Annotated in this window: 14 protein-coding genes; 9 read left to right on the plus strand and 5 right to left on the minus strand. The window is 70.2% G+C overall.

Translation table 11 applies throughout. The features are described from left to right. Positions 1–147: 147 nt before the first annotated feature. Positions 148–2,799, plus strand: a complete 2,652-nt coding sequence (locus ASF25_RS08965) for an ATP-binding protein (RefSeq protein ID WP_056304395.1) — start codon at positions 148–150, stop codon at positions 2,797–2,799. 12 nt (positions 2,800–2,811) lie between these two features. On the opposite strand, the gene ASF25_RS08970 is transcribed toward ASF25_RS08965, so the two are convergent. Next, positions 2,812–5,535: an ATP-binding protein gene (locus tag ASF25_RS08970; RefSeq protein WP_244472957.1), complete on the minus strand. Its 2,724-nt coding sequence runs from the start codon at positions 5,533–5,535 to the stop codon at positions 2,812–2,814. Beyond that, positions 5,532–6,989 (minus strand): TadE/TadG family type IV pilus assembly protein, encoded by a 1,458-nt coding sequence (locus ASF25_RS08975; protein WP_056175756.1) that lies wholly within the window; start codon positions 6,987–6,989, stop codon positions 5,532–5,534. The genes ASF25_RS08970 and ASF25_RS08975 overlap by 4 nt, the downstream gene beginning before the upstream one ends. 367 nt (positions 6,990–7,356) lie before the next feature. Between ASF25_RS08975 and ASF25_RS22645 the strand changes: the two genes are divergently transcribed. From ASF25_RS22645 to hslU, 7 genes are all read left to right on the plus strand, one after another. Next, positions 7,357–7,875, plus strand: a complete 519-nt coding sequence (locus ASF25_RS22645) for a TadE/TadG family type IV pilus assembly protein (RefSeq protein WP_056175753.1) — start codon at positions 7,357–7,359, stop codon at positions 7,873–7,875. After that, complete coding sequence (locus ASF25_RS21870; protein ID WP_056175749.1) at positions 7,869–8,483, plus strand: TadE/TadG family type IV pilus assembly protein; 615 nt, start codon at positions 7,869–7,871, stop codon at positions 8,481–8,483. Before ASF25_RS22645 ends, ASF25_RS21870 begins: the two co-directional genes overlap by 7 nt. Before the next feature lie 172 nt (positions 8,484–8,655). Then, a complete protein-coding gene (locus ASF25_RS08990; RefSeq protein WP_056175746.1) occupies positions 8,656–9,678 on the plus strand; it encodes an HD domain-containing phosphohydrolase in 1,023 nt (340 codons plus the stop codon). A gap of 102 nt (positions 9,679–9,780) precedes the next feature. Continuing rightward, a complete protein-coding gene (gene hslV, locus ASF25_RS08995) occupies positions 9,781–10,308 on the plus strand; it encodes an ATP-dependent protease subunit HslV (RefSeq protein ID WP_056175741.1) in 528 nt (175 codons plus the stop codon). A gap of 89 nt (positions 10,309–10,397) precedes the next feature. Next, positions 10,398–12,068 carry a methyl-accepting chemotaxis protein gene (locus tag ASF25_RS09000; RefSeq protein WP_056304396.1) on the plus strand — a complete coding sequence of 557 codons (1,671 nt, stop codon included), beginning with the start codon at positions 10,398–10,400 and terminating at the stop codon, positions 12,066–12,068. Positions 12,069–12,180: 112 nt separating this feature from the next. Continuing rightward, the gene (locus ASF25_RS09005; protein WP_244472958.1) at positions 12,181–13,302 is read left to right on the plus strand and encodes a hypothetical protein; all 1,122 of its coding nucleotides are present in this window, start codon (positions 12,181–12,183) and stop codon (positions 13,300–13,302) included. Continuing rightward, entirely contained in the window at positions 13,302–14,615 is a 1,314-nt protein-coding gene (hslU, locus tag ASF25_RS09010; RefSeq protein WP_056304397.1) for an ATP-dependent protease ATPase subunit HslU, read from the plus strand. Before ASF25_RS09005 ends, hslU begins: the two co-directional genes overlap by 1 nt. Positions 14,616–14,691: 76 nt before the next feature. Here hslU and ASF25_RS09015 read toward each other — a convergent pair whose 3' ends face one another. From ASF25_RS09015 to ASF25_RS09025, 3 genes are all read right to left on the minus strand, one after another. Next, complete coding sequence (locus tag ASF25_RS09015; protein ID WP_056175732.1) at positions 14,692–15,765, minus strand: MBL fold metallo-hydrolase; 1,074 nt, start codon at positions 15,763–15,765, stop codon at positions 14,692–14,694. A 50-nt stretch (positions 15,766–15,815) separates the two neighbouring features. Beyond that, positions 15,816–16,907 (minus strand): aromatic ring-hydroxylating dioxygenase subunit alpha, encoded by a 1,092-nt coding sequence (locus ASF25_RS09020; protein WP_056267601.1) that lies wholly within the window; start codon positions 16,905–16,907, stop codon positions 15,816–15,818. Positions 16,908–17,326: 419 nt separating this feature from the next. Beyond that, entirely contained in the window at positions 17,327–17,902 is a 576-nt protein-coding gene (locus ASF25_RS09025) for a hypothetical protein (protein WP_082479369.1), read from the minus strand. Positions 17,903–18,084: 182 nt separating this feature from the next. On the opposite strand from ASF25_RS09025, the gene pgeF reads away from it, so the two are divergent. Continuing rightward, positions 18,085–18,852 (plus strand): peptidoglycan editing factor PgeF, encoded by a 768-nt coding sequence (gene pgeF / locus ASF25_RS09030; RefSeq protein ID WP_056304398.1) that lies wholly within the window; start codon positions 18,085–18,087, stop codon positions 18,850–18,852. The last annotated feature ends 83 nt before the right edge of the window (positions 18,853–18,935 follow it).

Genomic DNA, 18,935 nt, shown 5'->3' on the forward strand with positions numbered 1-18,935 from the left:
GACCGCTTGCGTCCGGATCGACGCCGACGCTCCGCGGAACTCATCACATGATCGAGCCGTATCGCAGAACACATTTACGTTCCTGTACTTCCGATCGCCGATGCCGAATGGTTGTGCGAAATAATCACCTTGGGTTGATGGCCGTCCATGACTGCAACCACGCCGAACGAAGCCGACCGTCTGGCCGATCTTCGTGCACTCGCCCTCGTCGGGACGCCGCCGGAGCCGCATTTCGATGCCGTCTGCCGGACGGCTCAGGCACTGTTCGGCGTTCCGATCTGCCTCGTCACCCTCGTCGAGGAACACGAGCAGTGGTTCAAGGCCAAGTGCGGTCTGGCCCTGGAAGGCACGTCGCGCGCGGTGTCCTTCTGCAGTCATGCCATCCTCTCGGACGCGGTCATGGTGGTCGAAGACGCGGAGAACGACCCTCGATTCGCCTCGAATCCCCTCGTCACGGGCGCGCCGCATATCCGTTTCTACGCGGGCGCCCCACTGATCCTGCGACCGGGAGTCCGGGTCGGCACCCTGTGCCTGATCGGCACGAAGGCTCGGGCCCTCACCGATGCGGAGGCACGCCAACTCGAGGATCTGGCGCGCGTCGTCGTGGCTCACCTGCGCCTCCGCGGCGCCTTGCGGGCCGGAGAAGCCGCCGCCGAGCAACGTGCCCTCGATGTCGCCGCCCGCAGGAACGCCGAGCAGGCGGCGGCCGAGAGCGAGGCGCGCTACCGTGAAGCCCTGGACTCGACCCACGATGCCATCCTGGGCCAACTCGTCGAGGGGGTCATCGTCACCGACGGCAACGGCCGCATCACCCTCGTCAACGAAGCAGCGGGCAGAATTCTCGGGACGGTCCATCTCGACGTGACGCCCGATCAGTACAGCGACGCCTATCGCGTCTTCACCGAGGACGGTGCGCCCTACGATTCGCAGAACCTGCCCCTGGCACGCGCCGTCCGGGGCGAGACGGTGCTGGATGCCCGCTGGCGGGTCCGGCGGCCGGACGACACCGAAGTGCTTGGCATCGGCAGCGCCCGGCCGCTGCTGACCCGTGACGGACGGCAGATCGGCGCCGTCATGACGCTTCGGGACGACACCGCGCGCGATGCCGCCGAGCGGGCGCTTCGGGCGAGCGAGACGGAGCTGCGCGGATTGAACGCCACCCTGAGCGAGCGGGTCGCCGCCCGGACGCATGATGCCGAAACGGCCAAGCGGGAGGCCGAGCGGGCGAGCCTCGCCAAGACCGAGTTCCTGGCCTCCATGAGCCATGAGATCCGGACGCCCCTGAATGCGATCATCGGCTTCACCGACGTGATGATCGCCTCGGATCGGCTTCCCCCGGACCTCCGGCACCAAGCCGAACTCGTACGCACCTCCGGGTCGGCGTTGCTGACGATCGTCAACGACATCCTGGACTTCTCGAAGGTCGAGGCCGGAGCCGTCGTGCTGGACCGGCAGGCTTTCGATCCACGGGTGCTGATCGACAACTGCCTCAGCATCGTTCGAGGCTCCGCGGACCAGAAAGGCCTGGATGTCAGGGCGATGATCGACTCCGCTTTGCCCCCAAGCCTGAACGGAGACCAGGCGCGTCTCCGGCAGGTCCTGCTGAACCTCCTGAACAATGCGATCAAGTTCACGGCGCACGGCTCCGTGACACTCAATGCCCAGTACGAGGGTACCGGGGAAACCGGCGAGCGCCTGCGCTTCAGCGTGGAGGATACGGGGATCGGCATCGCCCGCGCGAAGCAGGATCGCCTGTTTCAGCGCTTCTCGCAGATCGACGGCTCCATCGAGCGGAACTTCGGTGGGAGCGGCCTCGGCCTTGCCATCTGCAAGCAGCTGGTCGACCTCATGGGCGGCGAGATCGGCGTCCGCTCCGAGGAGGGCATGGGTGCAAGGTTCTGGTTCGCCCTGACACTGCCGCTCGGGACCGGCGAACCGTCGGCGCCGCGCGCCAGTTGCCCCCCCATCGTGCAGCGGCCTGGGCGGATCCTCCTCGTGGAGGACAACCGGATCAACCAGGACCTCGCCCGGGCGGTCCTCGAGGTCGCGGGCCATGCCGTCGAGATCGTCGCGGACGGAGCCTCCGCCATCCGCGCCGTGGCCGAAGGGTGCTACGATCTGATCCTGATGGACGTGCAGATGCCGGGTATGGATGGCATGACGGCGACCCGGCACATCCGTGCGCTCGGGGCCGAAGCGGCCACGATCCCCATCCTGGCGATGACCGCCAACGTGCTGCCGGACCAGATCCGGATGTTCCGGGCAGCCGGCATGGACGATCACGTGGGTAAGCCCTTCGCCCGGGCGGACCTCTATCGCATCATCGATCAGTGGCTGTCGCGGGCGCCGGCCCGGACGACCCGATCCGACCCGCTTGCCACGGGCGTCGATCGGAGCGGCGAGGATTTGAGCCTGCTCGACCGAAGCGCCTACGACGCCATGATCGGCGTGATCGGCCGTGGGCCCGTCCACGACGCCCTGGGGATGCTCGCCGAGGAACTGGACGCGCGCTTCACCACGGCCGGGGAGACCGCGGCGGACCGGGATCAGCTGCGCTTCGAAGCGCATACCTGTGTGTCGTCCGCCGGCACGCTGGGTTTCCTCGCGCTCTCGAATGCCTGCCATGCCGTGGAGCTCTGCAGCGAGCAACGGATCGCCAGCGAAGGATCGGCGGTCTTCCAGGACCTGTTGGACGAAGCCCGTGGTCTGGCCCGGAGATCGGCGAGGCATGCCTTGCGGGTGGCGGCCCAGCCGCCAAGCCACGCGTCGGTCCATGCGGGTGTCGAGCGTCGCAACTGACGCCGATGCGCTTCACGCAGCGACGGAATCCGGTCCCGACGGCGCCGGTACCCGCATCCGCTCGGTGATCGCCGCCAGGGTGTCGGTGGTCAGGATTTCGATGGTCGCCAGGGTCTCGGCGTCGGGCGGGACACCGCCCGAGCGGGCGTCCTCCTCCAGGACGGCGAGGCGTGCCGCCAGGGCCCGGCCGCCGATGTTCAGACTCATGGACTTGAGGCTGTGGGCCGCACTGGCGAGCGCGGGCGCGTCGCCCGCCGCGCAAGCCGCCGCGATCTCCACCAGGGCGACGGGGGCGTGCTCGGCGTAGAGGGCGACGATACGCTCAGCGAACCCGCTGCCGGCGGATAGTGCCATTTCGACGAGGCCGTTCACCACCTCGTCGTCGAGGAGGCCATCGGGCTCGGCACCGGGGTCATCGGGCGCGATTGCATCGGAACTCATCGCCTCGGGATCGAGAACGCGCGACAGCATCGCGGCGAGCGCCGCCAGGGTGAAGGGTTTGGTCAGCGTGCCGTCCATGCCGGCGTCGCGCCAGGCCTCGGCCGCCGCGCCGATCACGTGGGCGGTGAGCGCCACGATGGGGATGCGCCGGCCGGACGAAGCCTCTTCGGCCCGGATCGCGCGGGCGGCGTCGTAGCCGTCGAGCACCGGCATGCTGCCGTCCATGAGGACGAGGTCGAACGCCTGCGCGCGGCACGCCTCCACGGCCTCGCGCCCGTCGACCACCGTGACGATCCGCGTGATGCCGCAGCGTGCCAGGGCCGCGCAGGCGACCTCGCGGTTGACGGCGCTGTCGTCGGCCACCAGCACCCGCGCGCCGGGGAACTGCGCCAGGGCGGCACCGGCGAGCGCGGTCCGCGCCGCTGCGGCGAAGGGGGCGCCGCTGGCCAGGGCGCCGAGGGCCCGGTCCCATTCGTCCTGAACCACGGGCCAGCGGAGGAGGTCGTCTGCGAAGCCCGCCCCCAGCACCGTGCCGGCGGCCGGATCGCCCATGCGGGCGATTGCGAGCACCCGGCCCGTCGCCGACGGACGGCGACCGAGGGCGACGAGATCGGCCGCATCGGCGATCCAGTGGGCGGTCGCGGCCTGCGGCGCATCGGCGGCGACCGGCACGAAGCCGGCCGCGACCAGGCGCTCGCACAGGCTCGCGACGCTGGCGGCGCCCGCATGCGCCACGACGACGAATGCCGGGATGCCGTCGGCGCGCCGATCTGCCCTGACCGCATCGTCCACGGCCTCCAGGGGGAGTTCGGTCCAAAAGGTCGAGCCCTCGCCCAGGACGCTGTCGACCCCCATGGTGCCGCCCATGGCCAGCGCGAGGCGGTGGGCGATGGAGAGGCCGAGGCCGGTGCCGCCGAAGCGGCGTGTGGTGGATTGGTCGGCCTGCGAGAAGGCCGAGAAGATGGTGCCGACCTTCGACGCGGGAATGCCGATCCCGGTGTCGCGCACGCTGAGGCGCAGGCGGTCCGGGCCGACCCGTTCGAGGCGCACCAGCACGTGGCCTTGCGGCGTGAATTTCAGGGCGTTGTTGACGAAGTTCGAGAGGATCTGCCCCAGGCGCACGGGATCGCCGACGATCTGACGGGGCACGTCGGGCGCGATGAAGGCCGCGAGATCGAGATTCGCTTCGCGGACCTTCTCGGCGAACAGCGACACCACCGTATCGACGATCTCGGCGGGCGCGAGTGCGATGCGCTCGAGGTCGATCTTGCCGGCCTCGACCTTCGCGAAATCGAGGATGTCGTTGATGATGGCCAGCAGATTCTGGCCCGAACGGGCGATGACCTCGGCGTAGCGCTTCTGCCGGTCGGGCAGGTCGGCGGCGGCGAGCAGTTCCGCCATCACCAGCATGCCGTTCAGGGGCGTGCGGATCTCGTGGCTCATGGTGGCGAGGAAGGACGATTTCGCGCCGTTGGCGGCTTCGGCCGCCTCCTTGGCCTCGTGCAGGTCGGCCGTGCGCGCGGCGATGTCGCTTTCCAGGCGCTCCATGTGGCGGGCGAGGCGGTCGCCGCGCTCGCGCACGGTGCCCAGCAGGGTGTTGAAGGTGCGAGCCAGCACGCCGACCTCGTCGTCGCGCACGATGCGGGCGACCTCGCCGTAATCCTCGGCCGCGCGGACCCGGTCCATGGTGGCGGCGAGTTCGGCGATGGGCTGTGTGATGGAGCGGTGCAGGCCGTACGAGACGGCGAGGCCGAGGGCCAGCGCCAGGGCCGAGGCCAGAGCCGACGCCTTCAGGATCGTGAGGAGCCGGTCGATCAGGTCGGTGGTGTCGGCGACGAGCACGAGGGTTCCGACGGTGAGGCCGGCATGCAGGATCGCGACGCGCACCTGCGCGGTCCGGCTGCCGAGCAGCCACAGGGGCGAGCCGCCGGCATCGAGGTCGATGTCGCTGTCGAGGCGGATGGCGAGCCCCTGGTCCGCCAGGGTCGAGCCGTCCGGGCGCTCGATGCCCGCGTAGACGAGGTCGGGCCGGCGGGCGATGGCGCTGAGCGTGCGCGTCGCCTCCGCGGCATCGCCCTCGGAGACGGCCCGGGCGCTCGACGCGGCGAAGACCTGCGCGATGGTCGAGAGGGCGTCGCGCTTGGCCTCGGCGTAGCGATGGACCTCCTGCCACAGGTTGAACGCCGCCGCCGCCGCGAGGGCGAGGGCGACGGACGCGAACACCGCCAGCGCCAGCCGCCCCGCGAGGGAGCGGAACACGGGCAGGCGCCGGGCGGGCGCATGCGGCACGGTCACTGCGACAGCTCCGTGTTGGCCGAACTCGGGCCGACGCCCCGGGGCACCGGCACGTCGGTGGCGCCGTACCGGGCATTGAGGACGAGGTTGGGGCCGTCGTACAGGTTGATGAGGCGGGCGATGATCACCGTGTAGGCGGATTGATCGGCCACCGGCCTCTTCGAATCGATGATGAGCCGACCCGAAGGCAGGTAGATGGTGCCGAGCAGGGTCCGCGCCTCGTCGCTGATGATGCGGTATTCGCGCAACGGCAGCGGCCCGCCGGGCGGCGGCTTCGGCTTGCCCTTGCCGCCCAGCGGCGGCGGGAGTTCCACCACGAGTCCGACCACACCCGTGGCGAGACTGCCGACGCCGTTGACGACGCCGCCGACGCCCCCGAGGAGGGAGCCGACGAGGGAGCTGGACACGGCCTCGGCGACGAGGTTCCGCTCCTCGAAGAACAGCAATCCGCGCATGGGCTCTTCCTTGGGCGCGGTGAGGCTGATGACGCTCTTCTCGTCGAACAGCAGGCCCGCCCGCGGGCCGGTGAAGTAGAAGCCGACGTTGACCCCCTCCAGGGAGCTCTTCTTGTCGACCACCAGGGGGCCGTCCTTCATCACGTAGACCCCCGGCCGGAGCGTCACCGTCGCGCCCTTGGTGATGTGGAGGCCGCCGCAATAGGTTCCCGGATTCAGGGTCGCCACGGTGGTGACGATGTTCTTGCCGTAGGCCGGATTGTCGGGGTCCTCGACGTACTTCTTCGGGTTGAGCAGGCTCCCGAGGTCGAGGCACGGCTCGATCCTCGGAGCCGGGAGGTGCGCGAGGGGGTCGCGCATGACCGGACAGCCCGTGGCGGGCTGGGGTGAGAAGTTCGCCCGGCCGGCATAGCCGCCGGCCGAGCAGATCGAGATGGCCTGCGCCACAGCGGCGTTCTCGCCCTGGATGCCGGCGGGATTGATCGAGTTCGAGTAGAGCGAGCAATCCGAGGCGGTGATCCGCGCGGCACTCTCGAGGTGGAACGCGCCCATGGACAGGCCGTCCAGGGCGAGGAGGCACAGGCGGGTGGTGCCGGCGAGCTTGGCCGTCGACTGGACCCGGACGTCCAGGCTCGGCAGGTTCAGGAGCCGGCCGAGGGTGAGGACGATGGTCTCCGAGAGGGTGACGCGCACGCCGGAATGCGTACCCACCACCTCCGCCGCCGCCGCGACGGGACGCTGGTTCCCGGCCTGGGCGCGGGCCATGGCGATGGCGGTGCGGACCGCGCTGGCATCGTCGGTGTTGGCGAGCTTGAACTGGTTGACGCCCGCGATGGCGCCGCTGTCGGCCGCGCGCTGGAGCTCGGACCGGCGCTTGACCAGGGACCCGTACTCCACGGCCGCGGCGCTCATCCCCGTCACGACGGGAAGCAGCAGCGCGAAGATCAACACGATGCCGCCGCGCTTGTCCCTGGCGAATTCGGCGAACGACCGGCTCATCTTTCAGCTCCCATGCCTAGGAATGGGCACGGACCGGTTGAGATTGAATAAACCTCGCGAAGTTGCGCCGCCGAGGCGAGACAACTTCGAACACCTATCCTGATAAATTTTAAGGTTATCGGATGACGAACACGTTATCGTCGGCGGATCGATGCTGGCGCGAACGGTGAATTAACCGCCGCCATGCGATCCCGTTGCGAGCGTGTCGCCGTCGCGCCGCGCGCAGGTTCCCCTCACGCCCGTGTTTCCGCCCGCCGCTCATCGCCGAACACGAAGCTGCGCGGCTCCGGATGCAACGGAGGCCGGGCACGCGGGCGAGACACGTCCCATCGGGGCGCATCGACGAGTCCGGGGTCTGGCCGGGCGGTTGCGCCGGGACACGGGCGGGGCCGCGGCCGTCGAGTTCGCCGTGGTGATCGTCCCGCTCTTCGTGGTCATTCTGTTCGTCCTCGAGAACGCCCTCGTGCACTGGATCACGGCCTCCCTCGACAACGGCCTCGACAGCGCGATGCGGCAATTCTACGTCCGCGCCGACGGCTCGGGCGGCTCGCCCCTCGACGGGGTCCGCACGGAGCTGTGCCGGCAGGTCGCGCCCTTCGTGAAATGCGACGCCCTCAAGGTCGATGTCGCTGCCTACGACAGCTTCGCCAGCGTCGACCGCGCCTCTCCGGTCGATGCCGCCACGAAGGACTGGCGGCCGGGCTTCGGGACCCAGCACGGGTGCCTGCTGAAGGGCAGCGTCGTCGTGGTCCAGGCGGCGCTGGCCCAGCACACGTTCCAGCCCTTCGGGATCGCCCCGGGCCAGTTCCGAGACGGCAGCCGCCTCATCAATGCGGCGGCGGTGATCCAGCTCGAAGGCAATTCCCCCGTCGCGAGCGGATGCTGAGCCGGGCCGCACGGAGCGCAGCGCGTCGCCTCGCCGGGCAACGCGACGGCGTGGCCATCGTCGAGTTCGCCCTCCTGATCCCGGTCCTGCTGCTGCTCTACTTCGGCACCGTCGAGATCACCAACGTCCTGCGCCACGCGCGCAAGCTCGACATCCTGTCCCGCACCATCGGCGATACCCTGTCCCAGCGCACCCGTCCGACCTCGGCGGAGGTCGAGGACATCTTCCGGGCGGCCGCCATCGTTCTCGCGCCCTACGCCGCCGACGGGGTCCGCATCACCATCAGCGCCGTCGGCGTCCCCGGCGGCACCGAGCCCGGGCCCCTGCGGGTGTGCTCGAGCGCGGCGGCGTCCGGTTCGCCCCTGCGCGCGCCCGAGGCCCCGGCGCCGGTGAGCGACGCCGAGGCGACCCAGCCCGCCGGCACCCGGCTCATCCTCGTCGAGATCACCAGCACCTACCGGCCCGTCTCGGGGCCGGGCGTGTTCCGGGACGCGGTGTCGGGCCTCGACCTCGTGCGCAAGACCCTGTGGCCCGTGCGCTACGGCCGGCGCTACGCCAGCGAAAGTCCCGAGATCGTGCTGCCGGGTGGGCTGCCCTGCCCGCCCTGAGGCCCGTCCGGTGAAGCGAAATGGCGCCGGCCGGAAGATTTCATTCACCCTGTGGCACGCGACGGGCAGCCAAGACGGCGCCGATAGTCCAGAAAACGAGCGCGGCCGCACGGCACGGCGGGGGCTCGGCCCCCGGGCGTACGATGGCGGTCCGGGATCTCAAGGCCACGCGATGTTCGTTCTCGTCCTCGACGACGCCCCCCTGAACAACATGCTGATGGCCGAGGCCATCCGGACGATTCCGGACTGCACCGTGCGCGACTTCACGCGGCCGGCGGACGCCCTGGCCTTCGTCGCCGCCAATGCCGACGCCATCGGGCTGGCGATCTCGGATTACGACATGCCGGGCATGAACGGCGTCGCGTTCATCCGCGCCGCCCGCGCCGTGCCGGGCTTCGAGCACGTTCCGGTGGTGATGGTGACGAGCCTCGACCAGCGCAGCCTGCGCCGGGAGGCCCTGGAGGCCGGCGCCACGGATTTCCTGGCCAAGCCCTTCGACCCCATCGAGATCCGCGCACGGGTGTCGAACCTGCTCGCCCTCAACCGCGCCCGCATCGGAGAACGGGAGCGCGCCGCCTGGCTCGACCGCGAGGTCAAGGCGGCCACCGCCCTCATCGCCGCCCGCGAGCGCGAGATCGTGCTGATGCTGATGAAGGCCGCCGAGCATCGCGACAACGAGACCGGCAACCACGTCGCGCGGGTGGCCGGGCTCGTCGCCCTCATCGCCCGCGGCCTCGACCTGCCCGACGCCGAGGTCGAGCAGCTCAGCCTCGCCTCGACCATGCACGACGTCGGCAAGATCAGCGTGCCGGACACCATCCTGCTGAAACCCGGCCCCCTGACGCCCGAAGAGCGCACCGAGATGGAGCGCCACGCCGAGCGCGGCCGGCGCATCCTCGAGGGTTCGTCGTCCCTCCTCATGCAACGCGCCGCCGAGATCGCCGCCACGCATCACGAGCGCTGGGACGGCAGCGGCTACCCGGCGGGCCTCGCCGGCGAGGCGATTCCCCTGTCGGGCCGCATCGTCGCAGTGGCCGACGTGTTCGACGCCCTCACCTCCGACCGGCCCTACAAGAAGGCCTGGAGCGAGCGGGAAGCCCTCAACCACATCCTGGCCAACGCGGGCTCGCATTTCGACCCGGCCTGCGTCGCGGCCTTCGCCCGGATGCTGCCGAAGGGTGGGACGCCGGCCTGATCCCGTCCCCGGTTGGCGCCCGGCGGCCCGACGACCTATCTCCCGGCCGGACACGCACACGGGAGAGCCCCTTTGACACACGAATCCGGCGGCCCGCCGCAGATGCACGCGACGACGATCCTGATGGTGCGCAAGGGCGGGCGCGTCGTCATCGGCGGCGACGGTCAGGTCAGCCTCGGCCAGACCATCGTGAAGGGCAACGCCCGCAAGGTGCGGCGGCTGGCCAAGGGTGCGGTGATCGGCGGCTTCGCCGGCGCCACGGCCGACGCCTTCACGCTGTTCGAACGGCTGGAAGCCAAGCTCGAACAGTATCCGGGCCAGCTCACCCGCGCCTGCGTCGAGCTCACCAAGGATTGGCGCACGGACCGCTACCTGCGCCGCCTCGAAGCCATGATGCTGGTCGCCGACCGCGAGGTCAGCCTGCTGCTCTCGGGGTCCGGCGATGTCCTCGAGCCGGAGCACGGCGTCATGGCCATCGGTTCGGGTGGCAACTACGCCCTTGCCGCCGCCCGCGCCCTCGAAGATGGACAGCACGACGCAGAAACCATCGTCCGGCGGGCGATGGGGATCGCGGCCGAAATCTGCGTCTATACGAATCACAGTCTCGTCATCGAGGCTTTGGATGCATGATCGACTGAGCGAAGTCTCGTACGATTAACGAACCTTTCCGAGATTCCCCCCAAACTGACGCGAAAAGCTGTTCTGGGGAGTCGAAGATCATGCGGATCAGGGCGAAGATTCTGGCGTTCGTCATCGCCTGCAGCGCGGTGACGCTTCTCGTGGCGGGCGTCGGGGTCTTCACCCTGCGGGCGTTCGACACCGCCATCGAGCAGGGGCGTCTCGCGACCCAGCGCGCCCTCGACGCCGCCCGGCTCAACCGCCACGTCACCACCATCGCCCTGGAGTCCCGCGGGATCTACGCCGCCAAGGACACCGCCGATGCGGTGAAGTACGCCGCGCGCCTGCGCCAGAACCTCACGGACATGAACGCGGTCCTGGCGGCCTGGCCGGCCCGCCTCACGCCGGCCGAGGAGGCGCTGTTCGCCAGGGTGGCAGAAGGGGCCGCCGCCTTCACGCCGCTGCGCCTCGAGACCGCGCGCCTCGGCACCGAGGTCTCGCCGAAGGCCGCCGCCGACCAGGGCTTCACGGAAGCGAACCGCGCCAACCGGCAGGCCTACCAGGACAGCATCGACGCCCTGGTGGCCGACAGCCTGTCCCGCCTCACCGCCATCGAGCGCGCCACCGACAGCCTCTACGATCAGCGCATCGTGCTCCTCGTCGCCCTCGCGATCGGTGGGCCCTTCGCCTGCCTGCTCATCGGCGTCGGCGTCGGCAACAGCCAGATCGCCCGCCCCCTGGTGGGCGTCGCCGCCGCGATCCGGCGCCTGTCCGAAGGCGATCACCAGCTCGCCGCCATGACGCCGCGCCGCGACGAGATCGGCGACATCCAGCGCAGCATGGCGGTGTTCGCCACCGCCATGCGGCAGGCCGAGACCCTGCGGATCGATGGGGACCGGGCCTCCACGGATGCGAGCGCGCGGCGCCGGGCCGATCGGGTCGACCTCGCCGATCGGTTCCAGGGCAGCGTCGGCGGCCTCGTCGGCACCCTGTCGGGGGCGGCCGCCGCCCTGGAGGAGACCGCCCGGACGATGGCCCGCAACGCCGAGCACGCCGACGCCCAGTCGAGCGCCGTCATGCAGGCGGCCAATGCCACCGCCCTCAACGTCCAGGCGGTGGCGGCGGCGACCGAGGAACTCGCCGCCACCGCCGACGCCATCGGCCAGCAGGTGGCGCACACCTCGGCCGCCGCCGCCGGCGCCGTGGAGAGCGCCCGGCGCACCCATGCGCGGGTCGACGTGCTCGCCGGCAGCGCCGCCCGCATCGGCGATGTCGTCGCCCTGATCTCGAACATCGCCGGCCAGACCAATCTTCTCGCCCTCAACGCCACCATCGAGGCGGCCCGTGCCGGCGAGGCCGGGCGCGGCTTCGCCGTGGTCGCCGCCGAGGTGAAGGACCTGGCGTCCCAGACCGCCCAGGCGACACAGGAGATCACCGCCCAGATCGCCACGATCCAGGCCGCGACCCGCGAGACCGTCGAGGCCATCGCGGAGATCGGCACCACCATCGGCAGCGTCCACGGCATCGCCCAGGGGGTGGCCGCCGCCGTCGAGGAGCAGCAGACCGCCACCCAGGCCATCGCCCGCAGCATCTCCGACGCCGCCCACGGCACACAGGAGGTGACCCGGACCATGGGGCAGGTGCGCGCCGCCGCGGCCGAAGTCGGCACGGGCGCGGCCCGGGTCCTCGGCGCGGCGGCCGAACTCGCGCGCCAGACCACTACCCTCGACGGCGAGGTCACGGGCTTCGTCGGCACCATCCGGGCGGCCTGACCCCGCATCCGGGCGGCCTGACCCCGCATCCGGGCAGCGTGACCCCGCGTCCGGGCGGCGTGAGCCCGGCCGCACCCTGGTAAGGCAGCCCCGGCGCGCTTAAGTCGGCAGCGTGGAACAGCCCCCGACCGCCCCCGCCCTCGCCCTCCCGGGCGACGGCCCGCTGCCGAATCATGCGGTGCTCCTGCGCGCCGGGGTGGCACGCGGGATCATCACCGACGATCAGGCCCTGGCCCTCGACCGATTGGCGCGCGAGGACGTCGCCGCCCAGGACGAGCCCCGCGACGACGAGCGCCTGCGGTTCGTCACGGGGTTCGCCGATATCTTTGTGACCCTTGGCCTCGTACTGTTCTTCGGCACCACCGGTTATCTCGGGATAGATCGGCTGGGGCCGGTCGGCGGTTACGGTCTAGTCGCCCTCGAGGCCTGGGTGCTCGCGGAGTTCTTCACGCGACGCAGACGCATGGCCTTGCCGAGCATCGTCCTACTCGTGGTCTTCGCACTGGCGACCTATAACGCCGCCGGCTTCGCACTGGTCGATCCGGATACGGAGGCCTCACGGGGGACGACGTTGTTCGATCTCGTGTTTCGCGGTCATCCGGAAGCGCGGCCTTTGATTGGTGCCGGCCTCGTCACGCTGCTTCTCGTGGGGCTGCATTACTGGCGCTTCAGGGTGCCCATCACCATCGCGGCGGGAACGGCGGCCCTGATCGGCCTGCTGCTTGGTCTCGTCGCCGCCGTCGATCCGTTCTTCGCCTACGACCGGCTGCCCTGGCTGCTGAGTGCCGCGGGCCTCGGGACCTTTGCGCTCGCGATGCGTTTCGACCTGTCGGATCCCCGGCGGTTGACGCGCCGGACCGACATCGCCTTCTGGCTCCACCTCCTTGCGGCCCCGATGATCGTCCATCCGGTACTCAGCGCTGTCGCGAAGGGGAACACCTCGCAGATCGGCTTGGCCTTTCCAGTTCTCGCCATCGTCCTCGGGTTAGCCAGCGTTGCCCTTGTGACGGACCGGCGGGCGATTCTCGTGTCGAGCCTGGTCTATGCCGGCCTTTCGTTCGACGCCCTCCTGCGTGAGATCGGAATCACGGGCAACGTTCTGCCCTTGGCGCTCCTCGCCCTCGGCACCTTCATCCTTCTTCTGAGCGCCGGCTGGCATCCCCTGCGGGCCCGAATCCTGCGCGCCCTCCCCCGCCCTTGGGCAGCCCGGCTGCCGCACCCGATCGGAGCGTGATGACCAGTTTCTCCCCCCGCGAGATCGTTTCGGAACTCGATCGCTTCATCGTCGGCCAGGCCGACGCCAAGCGCGCCGTCGCCATCGCGCTGCGCAACCGCTGGCGCCGCCAGCAATTGACCGGTCCTTTGCGCGAAGAGGTCGCGCCGAAGAATATCCTGATGATCGGCCCCACCGGCTGCGGCAAGACCGAGATCGCCCGCCGCCTCGCGCGCCTGGCCGGCGCGCCGTTCCTCAAGATCGAGGCCACGAAGTTCACCGAGGTCGGCTATGTCGGCCGCGACGTGGAGCAGATCGTGCGCGACCTCGTCGAGGTCGGCATCGGCCTGAAGCGCGAGGAGAAGCGCCGCGCCGTGAAGGCCAAGGCCGAGGCGGCGGCCGAGGGCCGCATCCTCGATGCCCTGGTGGGCCCTACCTCCGGTCAGGCCACCCGCGACAGCTTCCGCAAGAAGCTGCGGGCGAGCGAACTCGACGACAAGGAGGTCGAGATCGAACTCAGCGGCAACCCGTCCGGCGGCCTGCCGATGTTCGAGATCCCGGGCATGCCGGGTGCGTCCATGGGCGCGGTCAACCTCGGCGACATGCTCGGCAAGGCGCTCGGCGGCCAGAAGGGCAAGCCCCGGCGGATGACCGTGAAGGAGGCCTACGCGCCCCTGCTGGCCGAGGAATCCGACAAGCTCGTCGACACCGAATCCCTGACCCAGGAGGCGATCCGCGAGGTCGAGGACAACGGCATCGTCTTCCTCGACGAGATCGACAAGATCTGCGCCAAGGAGGGTCGCTCGTCCGCCGACGTGTCCCGCGAGGGCGTGCAGCGCGATCTGCTGCCGTTGATCGAGGGGACCACGGTGGCGACGAAGCACGGGCCGGTGAAGACCGACCACATCCTGTTCATCGCCAGCGGCGCCTTCCACGTCTCGAAGCCGTCCGACCTCCTGCCGGAATTGCAAGGGCGCCTGCCGATCCGCGTCGAGCTGCAGCCCCTCACGGTGGAGGATTTCAAGCAGATCCTCACCACCACGGAGGCGAGCCTGCTGAAGCAGACCGTGGCGCTGATGCAGACCGAGGGCGTGACCCTCGAATTCAGCGACGACGCGGTGGATGCCCTGGCCAAGGTCGCGGTGGACGTGAACAATTCAGTGGAGAACATCGGCGCCCGCCGCCTCCAGACGGTGCTGGAGCGCGTCATCGACGAGATCTCGTTCACCGCCACCGACCGGTCCGGCGAGACCGTGCCCATCGACGCCGCCTACGTCCGCGCGCGGGTCGAGAGCCTGGCGGCGAACGCGGACCTGAGCCGGTTCATCCTGTGAGGCGGTAGGGCGTCAGCCGGTTCATCCTGTGAGGCGGCAGGGCGTCAGCCGGTTCGTCCTGTAAGGTGGCAGGGCGTCAGCCCTGCCAGACCTCGCCCGGCCGGAACGCCCGGAAGCGCTCCGGCGCGATCCCGTTCTCGGCGCACGCCACCGCCAGGGCCTCGACGGGTTGCTCGATCCCCTCGTCGGTGAGCTGGAAGCTGCCCCAATGGTGGCCGATCATCTGGTCGGCGCCGAGGAGCAGGCCGGCCGCCACCGCCTCGGCGGGGTCCATGTGCTGGTCGCGCATGAACCAGCGCGGCTCGTAGGCGCCAATGGGCAGGGTGGCGAGGCGCGGCGGCCCGAACCGGGTGCGGGCCTCGGCGAAGATCGCCCCGCCGCGAAATCCGGTGTCGCCCGAATGGTAGTGCACGCCCACCGGCGTCGTCAGCACGAACGAGCACCACAAGGCCATGCGCTTGTCGTTGAGCCCACGCGCCGACCAGTGATTGGCCGGCGTGACATGCACCGTGAGGCCGCCGCCGAGGTCGATCGCTTCGCCCCAGTCGCGGGTCTCCACATGCATGGTGTCGTCGTAGGCCCGCAGGATCGCGTCGTTGCCCAGCGGCGCCAGAATGAGCGGCTGATGCGCCTGCCACAGGCGCGCGACGGTGGGGCCGTCGAGGTGGTCGTAGTGGTTGTGGGTGATCAGGACCACGTCGATGGGCGGGAGGTCGGCATAGGCGATGCCGGGTGGGTTGACGCGCTTGGGGCCCGCGAACCGCACCGGGCTGGCCCGGTTCGCGTAGACCGGATCGACCAGGATGTTGCGCCCCGCCACTTGGAACAGGTAGCTCGCGTGCCCGATGAGGGTGACGCGCAGTCCCGCGAACCGCTCGGGCGGCCGGTCCCGGAACGGGCTCGGATGGTGCTTCGGCCACAGGGCCCGCACCGGACTGTCGATGCCGCGCCGGCGGCGCCAGCGGGCGATGTCCGAGAGATCCTTGTCGGCGGGCTGGTCCGGCCCGTGGAAGCGCAGGCCGTCGAAATGATCGCTCTTCGGCCCCCGGTAATACGGGTTGCGCGTGCGCTTGTGCGCCGCATAGCCGACGCCCCCGAGGGTCATCACCGTGGCGGCGCTGAGGGCCGTGATCAGATCGTTGCGCTTCATCCACCCGAGATGGCTGGTGCACGCGGCCGTTCAAGCGGCCACGCTGCGGTTCAAGAGCGCCAGCGCAGTTCCTGCGTCGCTAGGGGATTGCGGAACGGCCGGCCCTCGCGGGCGGCGGCGAGGGCCTCGCGCTTCAGGCGGAAGTACCATTGCGAGGGCAGATCGCCCTGGCCGAACAGCACCATGGTGGGCTTCCGGTCGAGGCCGGCTTGGGCGTGCTGGAGCACCTGCTGGTCCTGGGTCAGGAACTGGCGCATCAGCGGGCGGGCCACGGGCTTCAGCAGGTTCAGCGCCGGCATGTTCCAGTACAGGGCGTTGGTCAGCAGGGTGCGGTTGTGGGTGAGCGGCGTGGCGAAGGTGTAGTTCGCCACGCGCTTGGCCCCCGCCACGATCCGCTCCAGCCGCACGCCGGGCAGGCGGAACTCGATCTCCACCGCCGGGGCGCCGCCGAGCAGCCGATAGACCGGCGAACTCGTGGTGGTGGCGTGGCTCGTCATGGTGAAGCCGTGCGGCGTCGGCGTGAAGGTCTTCACCTTCTCGCGCAGTTCCTTCGACGGGCGGAACCACCAGGAATCGTGCACGAACGCGACGTGGCCGGGATCGACGAGACTCAAGGTGGTGAGATCGAACGAGGCCTCGACCACGAGTTCGATGACGACACGGCCGGCGGCCTCGAACCCGAGTTCGGGCAGGGCCGGCACGTCGGTGCCGGACGGGCTCCCAAGATACGAATTGACCCAGGCGAAGCCCGCGCTCTCGCGGACGGGGAAGCGCTGCACCGCGATTTTCGAAAAATCGGCGGCGTCGGAGGAGGACAGGGTCGGCACGTCGCGGCAGCGCCCGTCGGTGCCGAAGCGCCAGCCGTGGAACGGACAGGTCAGGGCGCCGCCGTCGAAGCGGCCCTTCGACAGGGCCATGCCGCGGTGGGGGCAGCGATCCCGGAGTGCGAAGGCGGCTCCGGCGGTGTCGCGGCCGAGGACGATCTGCTCGCCGTTGAGTTCCACCGCCTTGAGGCTGCCGGGCTTCAGACCGTCGGAGCGGGCGACGCAGTACCACGCGTCGCCGAGCGGCTGGCGCATGGCATCGGGATCGAGGGCGGCCTCGTCGGGCGCCGGAGCGCGCGGGCTGGGGCTGGCGGACATGGCGGGTTCCGGGCACGCCCTCCCGGGCGGGTGCCAGCGTCTTAGACTTGGGGCCTCGCCGTGGCCAGTCGACTTCAAGTCCACCTCGGCCCGCCCGGGTCTGGAGGGGAGCGGCGGAAGGGCGCAACCGGGGCCCTTTTCAAACCCCGATCCGACCCCTACCTTGCCCTCAGTCGCAACGAACGAAAGGAGGTGATCCAGTGTCTCATTGTCATCAGCCGCTCTCCCCGGCCACCCTGACCTGGACCGTCGCCTCCGGCGCTGCCTACTAGCGCCTCGGCGGGAAGAACAAGGGATCGGCCGGACAACGAGTGGTCCGGCAATGGAAGGCCCGCCCCGAAAGGGGCGGGCCTTCGGCCTGTCTGGCGCGCCTGCGGCCGGCCTGAAGACGAGCCTGCGGCTTTGCCTTGGATGTCGGTTCAGCGACGCTGGAACAGGGGCTGGGCCAGGGTCTCGGCCCGGGCCATCCAGAGATCCCGCTCCGAGCGGGCCTGAGCGAGCTCCTCGGCGTTGGCGTTGATCTTGGTGCGCATCTCGCGCATTTCGCTGGCGGCGGCGGCCGTGAGGGCCTTGAGCTGATCGCGCTCGGCGCGGACCTCGTCGAGGGCCTGCATTTCGGATTCGACATGGCCACGCAGGCCCCGCAGCTCGTCCGCCAGGACTGCCTGGAGGCTGTCGTAGCGCTCGAACTCGACCTTCAGCTTGGCCTTCAGCATCAGATTCTCGGCCATCAGGTCCGAGAGATCGGTCTCGGAATCGACGAGGGGCGCCGGCGTCGCCGCGCTCGGTGCGACGACGCGGGGGGTCCAGGCCGGGGCCTCGGCCTGCGGCTCGGCCACCTCTTCGACGGGCTGCGGCATGCCGGCGGGGCGCGAGGCCTGCGCCGCCTGGGTGGCCGTCACCGCCTTCATCGCGGCGAGCCAATCCCGGAGCGGACCCGGCTGGGGACGACCCGGCTGATCGTTGGGCGGGAATTGGCGGGCGGGTTCCGACATCGGATGTGTCCTCGGCTTTCGCGAGCATCCGATCAAAATATGCTTAACGAAGTGTGAAATTCGGCGCGCGAACCCTTACGGGCAGCTCTGATGTTTGGGGTGGTACCCGGCGAATGCCGGGATGGTCGTCGCGCTGTCCGGAACAGGGTATCGAGGCCTCCCCGTCGCCGGAGCCAACGACCATGTTCCTCGAAGCCCCAGAATTGCGGGCCCTGCCGGGCCTGCGCCACGCCTTCTTCACCCGGGAGGGCGGCGTCTCGGACGGGCTTTACGCCTCCCTCAACGGCGGCCTCGGCTCGGCCGACGATCCGGCGCGTGTCGCCGAGAACCGGGCCCGGATGTGCACGGCCCTCGGCGTGGCACCGGAGAACCTCGCCAGCCTGTATCAGGTTCATTCCGCGAAGGCCGTGGTGGTGGAGGCCCCCATTCCCCACGCGGCGCGGCCGCAGGCCGACGCCATGGTGACGCGGGTGTGCGGCCTCGCGCTCGGAATCGCCACGGCCGATTGCGGACCGATCCTGTTCGCCGACGCGGAGAATGGCGTCGTCGGCGCCGCCCATGCCGGCTGGAAAGGCGCTCTCACGGGCGTGATCGAGGCGACGGTCCAGGGTATGGAAGGGTTGGGCGCGCGCCGGTCCGGCATCGTCGCCGTGCTCGGGCCGACGATCGCGCAGGCCGCCTACGAGGTCGGCCCCGACTTCATCGCGCGCTTCCGGGTCGAAGCCCCCGGATGCGAAGCGTTCCTGGGTGCCGGAGAACGGCCCGACCACGCGCAGTTCGATCTGCCGGGGTTCATCGCCGCCCGCCTGGCCGAGGCCGGCATCGTCCAGGCCTCCAGTCTCGGGCTCTGCACCTATGCCGACGCGGAGCGCTTCTACAGCTTCCGCCGCGCGACCCACCGCCACGAGGCCGATTACGGCCGGCTGATCTCGGCCATCACCCTCGTCTGATCACCTTGAGGCCAGGTGCGACAATCTGGCAGAAATTTTTATGCAACGAATCGCGTCGAGGGTTGAACCTTGGCCATTGGCGC

It is taken from the genome of Methylobacterium sp. Leaf100 (assembly GCF_001422845.1).
In the GTDB taxonomy this organism is placed as follows: Bacteria; Pseudomonadota; Alphaproteobacteria; order Rhizobiales; family Beijerinckiaceae; genus Methylobacterium.

What these genes read in the sequence shown, in the direction of transcription:
- ASF25_RS08965 (WP_056304395.1), top strand. Translation starts at nt 148, where the DNA reads ATGACTGCAACCACGCCGAACGAAGCCGACCGTCTGGCCGATCTTCGT.
- ASF25_RS08975 (WP_056175756.1), bottom strand. Translation starts at nt 6,989, where the DNA reads ATGAGCCGGTCGTTCGCCGAATTCGCCAGGGACAAGCGCGGCGGCATC.
- ASF25_RS21870 (WP_056175749.1), top strand. Translation starts at nt 7,869, where the DNA reads ATGCTGAGCCGGGCCGCACGGAGCGCAGCGCGTCGCCTCGCCGGGCAA.
- ASF25_RS08990 (WP_056175746.1), top strand. Translation starts at nt 8,656, where the DNA reads ATGTTCGTTCTCGTCCTCGACGACGCCCCCCTGAACAACATGCTGATG.
- hslV (WP_056175741.1), top strand. Translation starts at nt 9,781, where the DNA reads ATGCACGCGACGACGATCCTGATGGTGCGCAAGGGCGGGCGCGTCGTC.
- ASF25_RS09000 (WP_056304396.1), top strand. Translation starts at nt 10,398, where the DNA reads ATGCGGATCAGGGCGAAGATTCTGGCGTTCGTCATCGCCTGCAGCGCG.
- hslU (WP_056304397.1), top strand. Translation starts at nt 13,302, where the DNA reads ATGACCAGTTTCTCCCCCCGCGAGATCGTTTCGGAACTCGATCGCTTC.
- ASF25_RS09015 (WP_056175732.1), bottom strand. Translation starts at nt 15,765, where the DNA reads ATGAAGCGCAACGATCTGATCACGGCCCTCAGCGCCGCCACGGTGATG.
- ASF25_RS09020 (WP_056267601.1), bottom strand. Translation starts at nt 16,907, where the DNA reads ATGTCCGCCAGCCCCAGCCCGCGCGCTCCGGCGCCCGACGAGGCCGCC.
- ASF25_RS09025 (WP_082479369.1), bottom strand. Translation starts at nt 17,902, where the DNA reads ATGTCGGAACCCGCCCGCCAATTCCCGCCCAACGATCAGCCGGGTCGT.
- pgeF (WP_056304398.1), top strand. Translation starts at nt 18,085, where the DNA reads ATGTTCCTCGAAGCCCCAGAATTGCGGGCCCTGCCGGGCCTGCGCCAC.